3 protein-coding genes are annotated in these 4987 nt (G+C 56.5%); all 3 read left to right on the top strand.

Translation table 11 applies throughout. From position 1 onward, the window contains the following. The first annotated feature begins 1325 nt into the window (after positions 1–1325). Genes ABJK70_RS19980 through ABJK70_RS19970 form a run of 3 tightly spaced genes read left to right on the top strand, consistent with a single transcriptional unit; the run spans position 1326 to position 4812 of the window. Positions 1326–2285, top strand: coding sequence for an OmpA family protein (locus ABJK70_RS19980; RefSeq protein ID WP_347258872.1), 960 nt, complete (start codon positions 1326–1328; stop codon positions 2283–2285). A 47-nt stretch (positions 2286–2332) separates the two neighbouring features. Then, positions 2333–3667, top strand: coding sequence for a hypothetical protein (locus ABJK70_RS19975; protein ID WP_347258871.1), 1335 nt, complete (start codon positions 2333–2335; stop codon positions 3665–3667). Beyond that, positions 3664–4812: a hypothetical protein gene (locus ABJK70_RS19970; RefSeq protein ID WP_347258870.1), complete on the top strand. Its 1149-nt coding sequence runs from the start codon at positions 3664–3666 to the stop codon at positions 4810–4812. Before ABJK70_RS19975 ends, ABJK70_RS19970 begins: the two co-directional genes overlap by 4 nt. Positions 4813–4987: the final 175 nt, after the last annotated feature.

Genomic DNA, 4987 nt, shown 5'->3' with positions numbered 1-4987 from the left:
GTCGCTCATCATTACACTGCTCGTAGCTTTAGCCCAACCAGATGCTTGAGAGCGTGACGATAGGCGAGCACTGTTACATATCGTTGACGATTAATTTACGGTGTCATTACTAAATGATGACAAGCCGCATGCAACCATCAATGTTTTACAGTTTCTTGTGCTTGCAACAGGTCGTTTATATACTGTCGCGAACTGTCGCCGTAATGCGACAAGTTCGTGCTATGGGAGGCTTGACTAATGAATAAGAAGAATGTCTTTCCAACGTCCGTCGCTACCCTGGCCACTAGTGTGCTGCAACATTCGATTGCCGCGCTATCGAAATCCGTCACTAATTGTTTAACGCGTCCAGTCGCCGAAGCCGCGACTGCGAATACGACTACCGAACACCTGGCTGCGGATCCTTTCGTTTTCGAACACGCCCACGCATCGGATCGATCACGTCGATCACACTATTTCAGCCAATAGTTTCTATGAGCAATCGTCAAATTTCGATCGAGCGCCAGCTGGACCGATGCGCTTTCTCATTAGATTCGGTCAAAGATGCGTTCTGCCGTTTAGTCTCTCAAGAGTTTTTCGATATCCGGATCAACGAGCGGGGCATCACGGATGTCCTCCGTCATATCCAGTCAGCGCCGGATAAGTTCCCTGACGTCCTCCACTCCCCCTTAGCCAAGGGATGCTCGATCTGGATCTCCACGATAGCTTGTCGAATGAAACGGCTAGCCTTGGCGAGACTAACCCTCGCGAACGCATTTTCTCGTTCCGACCCAATTGAGGTCTGAGAGTCGGCATGTCAGCTTCGACTAAACGTTTTCGACCGATTGAAGCTTTCGACCAGGCGCGCCCCGGACATTATCAGCTACTCGCAGGGCGGTTCGGTGATGCGCGTTTTCTAGATACAGACTCCAATTGGCCACGGAGATTTGACCTGATTGTCGTGTCGGGTGGTCTCACCGACGGAATTCCAGCTAGGCTTCCACAACGCCCAGTTAGCCGTGCACCAGACCTCGGCTATCTAACAGCGGATGATGTCATTACGCTTCGCCCGAAACGCGGTGCTATTCGGGCTCTCGATCGTCAAAAAATCACTACCTACTCTTTTTTGGTGACCGAACGCTGCAACCCCTTTTGCATCCTGTACTTGCGGCCATTTCGAGTGGTCGGCGATCGGTAGGTGTTTGACGACATGCTGGTATGCCTAACGCTCATTCATCTTTACATTCCGCTGTCATTTATCCCAATGAGCCAAGCGTTAGGTACCGAATGCCGTCAGTCTTTGGTGTAAGTATGCGAAAAATATTTTTGGCAATGCGTGGAGTTACAAAATGCCGACTTTTTGGAGAATGCTTCTAGAGCATGGGGGCGCGAAAATCGGAGCGGCAGTTGCGATTATCTCGGTAGTCGTTCTTGCAGCGGGTTGCCAGGTACAGCCGAGCCAGAGTTACGCTCAGTCCCAATATCTTCTCCCGCCCCGCAATGCCGGAATAGTAACCCCGCTTAATCTACAGGCACTACCTGAGACCATCGGCAAGGAGCATCAGTTTCGCGTCCAGCGCCTCGCCCGGCTGTCGCGTGAATTCGGCGCCCAATCCCCGCGAGTCACCGAAAGCCAGATTGCGGTCGGCAAGGTGCCGGGAGCCGACTACCCGGTGCCGGTCATTCGCTTCCATTATCCGGAACGCACCTTTTTCGACTTCGGAAGCGCCGCCGTTCGGCCCGACGCCGGTTCGGTGCTCGACGTGCTGGCCGAACAGATGAATCGAGACATGCCCGATACCAGTCTGGTCATCCTCGGCCATACCGATAGCATCGGCACCGACGAATACAACTACAACCTTTCCATCAGCCGAGCCGCCGCGGTCATGCGCGAACTGGCGCGACGCGGCGTCAATCTCGAGCAAATGGCCACCGTCGGCATCGGCGAGACCCAGCCCATAGCCACCAACGGCACCGATCAGGGACGGGCGCTCAACCGCCGCGTCGAGTTCATGCTGTCGCGTTTCGAAGAGGCCAACTATGTGGCCATTGAACAGTTTCCACGCAACGCGCAATGGCTGAATAACCATCAGGAAGCCACGGTGAAGCCGAAAACGCCCGTAGTGCATCACGACACCGGAAAAAAGGAGTTGGTCGTGCTTAAGCCGAAGCCGAATATCGTCACCCGGCCCGAGGCTCCGCAAACCGCGCAGCCCAAGCCAGCCGACACAGCCAATGTACTGGAACCATCGCCGCGCGTTGTGACGATCATTCCGGCCGAGACCGTGCACGTCCTGCCGTCTTCCTGATTTCACCTTTTTCCGACCGCATGAACACAAAGAGGAGCTGATCCACGATGGCTGAATATACGCCCAAGCCACGAATACCCGAACCGGTGCAGACCGCTTTCGATGCCTTGATGGCGTCTTCATGGCCGAGCACCGACGCGTCTTTCCGCGCGCGCATCGACGATACCGCGGAGCGGGAGTCGCAGAGCAAGAATCCCTTGCGGCTGAACGAATTCGGCTTGACCAGCGGTATGTTGTCGGCCTGTGTCGATCCGGTGGCGGAACTGCGCGATCGCTTTTTCCAGTTGAAGGGGACGTTCGATACCGCAATTCATCCCCAATTACCGAAGATTCAGGCTCTGCAGAACATCGACCGGGATATCGCCGAAAAACAGCAGGAATCCGAACAGGCGCAGGCACGCATTACCGAGAAGTACGAGTCGCAGTCCAATTACGCCGATGCGGAGAAGAACTTCGTCAAGGTGAAGGAAGAATACGAAGCGATGCGTCGTGCCGAAGGACAGCGGGAGGCGAAGGATTTTCCCCTGTGGGCTTATGCGGTGCTGATGCTGGGGGTCGGCGCGGCCGAGTGGATGGTCAACTACGAGACGTTTCTGAATTTTACCGAAATTCCATTGATGGCAGCGGGCGCCACGATCCTGGTCGCGCTGGCGGTGGCCGTGGCGGCGCATTATCACGGCGCGATGCTGAAGGGACACCATCATTTTTTCGGCGATTTCGTGGAACTCGCGAAGCGGAGCCGCAATGTACGGGTCCTCGTCATCGTGACGACGGTCTTATTGTTTGCGTTTGGCGGGGTCGGCGGGGCGCGCTATTTGTGGGTCACCAGCCTTGCCAGCCAGATGGCATCGGTCGGTAGCGGGGCGCTCGGCGGCGACGTGGGCGTGAACATCAATACCGGCCAGGTCGTGACGGTTTCCATGGTGATCAACCTGTTCGTCTGGTTCGTCGGCGCCGCCATTGCTTATGCGGTACATGACGAAAACCCGAACTTCACGGAGAAGCTGCGCGAGCTGAAGAAGGCCAAGAAGATCTTCGAGCCGTTACGGCGGAAAGTGGATACGGAAATCTTTCAGCTCCGTTCCAAGCTCGAAAACGAAATCAAGGACCTCAAGAACAGCGCCCACGCGCACGAAATGGAAGGCAAACCGCTGGCGGACTTGCTGGCAATGGTTGCGGAAAAGACCAATAAGATCGAATCGAATGCGGACCGTCTGGCCACTCGCCTGATCAGGACCTACCGCTCTGCCCTGGGCGATCTGGCGGCAGTCGAAAATCCCGGGCTGCAATTCAACAAAGGCGGTCAACTCATGGATCTGGAAGCTTTCCGGCAAGAATCCGTGGAATTCAGCTTCAGGAATCAACTGGGAGAAGCCGCATGACGAAGGGGACCCGTAAGACCTTGCTTGCCGCCGGCCTGCTGTTTTCCGCGGCCCATTCGAGCGTCTGGGCGATCGGCGGTGTGGAGAGCTTCAAGATCGACCAGTTCTGCGACATGAAGAGCGCCCGCCAAACCTTGGTCTATGTCGACGATCAGATGTTGGTGAAAGGCGAAATACAGTGGGCCAAGCAGTTGATCGCCAAGCTTTCGGCAAATTTGGTGCCTTCGGAGCCCGTCACCCTGGTCAAGCTGGCGACCGAATCCGGCACCGCGCAGGAACTCTGGAAGGCCTGTTTTCCGGATTATCCGCCGGGGGAACTCGCCAAGAAGCAGCAAGCCGGCGGCTGGCTGGACAAAATCACCAAGGCCGATCCGGCCAAACAGCTGAAGGAGCAGCAGGCGATCTTCAGGGGACAGATGGGCGGCGCACTCGAAAAACTTCTGGCGGAAAGCGACCGTGAGTTCGTCGGCACGCCGGAGAAAAAACAAGTCGTGCGCGCGCTGGAAAACGACCTGGCCCGATTCGATACCCGCGACGGCATGATTCGAGTGGTCGTTTACAGCGACCTGCTGGAAAAATCGGATCTGATCGACAGCGCCGGCGCGAAGCCGGAAGACGCTCGCAAGCTGGCGGATGCACGCAAACTGAATTTCCAGAACGCGGTATTCCATGTATTCGGGACGGGCCAATCCGATAGCGGTGCGGATGATTTGAAATCTTTCTGGGAGGCGTTTTTCGAGTCCGGTTCTGGAAGCCTGGCCGATTTCGGTTCCGAGCTGGTGCTCAGCTCCAAGGCGCCCGGCGCATTCAAAACCTACGAGGTCGAGATCGCGTTAAGCAAGGACGATGTCCGGCGCGGCAAGCTGCTCATGTTCGTGGAGGGTGACGGCAAGTTGCAGGACAGCATTCTCACCGTCGGCACGAAACAGCGCTCTCTGGTCGACGACGGCGAATTTCTCTGCCAGCAGAAGAGCTGTAGCCTGCAAGGCAAGGCCCGCAATCCCTTGATCGTCGCGGAAGGCAAGGAGGAATTCAGCCTCAGCGGCTCGCCTGACCAAATGACCGGCGAGATTCAGATTCCGGGCGCCAAATTGGGCGATGGGAAGGATGCGGCATTCGCTATGAGCATTAAACTTTCAAAGTAGCTAATCTGGGGGGCAAATGAAACGTTTTTCTACGCAACTGAACCGGAAAACCCTGGTTACGGTTTGCATATTAAGCATCGCGGGGTTTAACGGGTGCGCAACCCGGGGTACGGGGCCGATGTCGGCGGGAGCGGGTTGCGGATACGGCGCGGTAGGCGGAGCGTTGCTGGGCGCG

The sequence above is a fragment of the Methylocaldum sp. genome, from assembly GCF_039794385.1.
Lineage (GTDB): Bacteria > Pseudomonadota > Gammaproteobacteria > Methylococcales > Methylococcaceae > Methylocaldum.
Note: the sequence above shows the minus strand (reverse complement) of the source record. Positions and strands in the feature narration are given on the sequence as shown.